The organism is Neobacillus cucumis, assembly GCF_002860255.1.
Lineage (GTDB): Bacteria > Bacillota > Bacilli > Bacillales > Cytobacillaceae > Neobacillus > Neobacillus cucumis_A.
Window position 1 is genome coordinate 1 of sequence record NZ_PGVE01000039.1, and the last position, 1,758, is coordinate 1,758.

The window sequence follows — 1,758 nt, forward strand, 5'->3', positions numbered from 1 at the left end:
ATCGTGAAATTGAAGCGAATGGCAAAAAAGATAGTCATTTGCTGTGATGGTGACTCAGCTGGCTGGGGGGCTGCCAAACGATTTGCCGACCAACTAATGGATAGCGGAATGGATGTACTGGTTGCCACATTGCCTGATAAAATGGATCCTGATGACTATATCGGTCAACATGGTTCAGAAGTATTTTCAGAAAAGGTGCTTGATCAAGCGTTATCCTATATTTCTTTCGTAGCGGCCTACTATAGAAGAGATAAGAATTTATCCGTTGATCATGACATCAAGCAATACGTACACGAAGTATTTGACGAACTGGCTCACCGTTGTTCTCCTATTGAGAAAGATTTATTGATCCAGCAACTCCACAATGAAACACATGCTTCAAAAGAGTCACTTGAACAAGAATTTACTAAGTCGATTGCAAAAAAGGCGAAACAATCGAAACAATCGCAAGATACAAGTCCTGATGAAGACAGAACTGTACAAGTTACGAGAGCCCCGGCGAATCGTGCAGAAACAGATCGCGCGGAACAATTACTTCTTGCGCATCTGCTGATGGACGCAGATCTATTCGAGGAAAAACGACTGGAACTTCAAGATTTATTTGTGAGAGATGACATCATCAAAATATTCTTTAAGTTAGCAGCGTTTTATGAACAATATGATTTGCCAAACTATCAGCGATTTGCAGAAACGTTAGAAGACAGGCAACTGAAGAAAGTCGTCATGGAAGCCATCTTAACTGAACGTTCAAAGGAGCATACCACACAAGAAGTAAATGACTGTATCCGTCATTTAAAAAGAAATCAAATGAAACGTCTAATTGATCAAAAGCGACACGAATCAAAAGAAGCAGAAAAAAGGAACGACCTACTAAAAGCAATGGAGTTGGCCTCGGAAGTAATCCAGCTTGTGAGATCGTTAAAGGTTCTGTAAGGAGGTATAGTCACTATGACAAAAGAAGAACAAACGGGAGAAGTAGAATTGACTCTTGAAGAAGCAAAAGCGGCTATTATTGAAGCGGGTAAAAAAGCAGGTGAGCTAACACTAGAGGATGTAACGGAAAAACTGGCATCCTTTGAAATGGAGCCTGAGCAATTCGAAGAGTTTCTTGACCAGATAGAAGCACAAGAAATTGAAATGGACAGAAAAGAAGAAGCTGATCCCAAGGCTGAAAAAGAAGAACAATTTGATTTAAATGATTTAAGTGTGCCACCTGGCGTAAGAATCAACGATCCAGTCCGTATGTATTTAAAAGAAATAGGACGAGTAGATTTATTGACAGGTAAAGAAGAAGTAGAATTAGCGATTCGGATTATCGATGGTTTAGCTGCTGAAACAGAGCTTGAGGAAACAGGGAAAATGACACCTGAAATAGATGCTACTATTATTCGTGGTGAGAATGCCAAAAAGAAATTGGCTGAAGCGAACTTACGTTTAGTTGTCAGTATTGCAAAACGCTATGTCGGTCGCGGTATGCTATTCTTAGATTTGATTCAAGAAGGAAATATGGGTCTTATTAAAGCTGTTGAGAAATTTGACCATACGAAAGGCTTTAAATTCAGTACGTACGCAACTTGGTGGATCCGTCAGGCAATCACACGCGCAATCGCGGATCAGGCACGTACAATCCGTATTCCCGTGCATATGGTGGAAACGATCAATAAATTGATCCGTGTCCAGCGTCAATTGCTTCAAGATTTAGGACGAGAGCCTTCACCTGAAGAAATTGGAGAAGAAATGGACTTAACACCAGAAAAA

2 protein-coding genes are annotated in these 1,758 nt (G+C 40.4%); both read left to right on the forward strand.

Translation table 11 applies throughout. The features are described 5' to 3' along the window. Nucleotides 1–933 (forward strand): toprim domain-containing protein (locus CVD27_RS09255; RefSeq protein ID WP_180960209.1); only part of this gene is annotated, 933 nt, incomplete at its 5' end. A 15-nt stretch (nucleotides 934–948) separates the two neighbouring features. After that, nucleotides 949–1,758: sigma-70 family RNA polymerase sigma factor (locus CVD27_RS09260; RefSeq protein WP_101647620.1), on the forward strand; the 810-nt coding region annotated here is incomplete at its 3' end.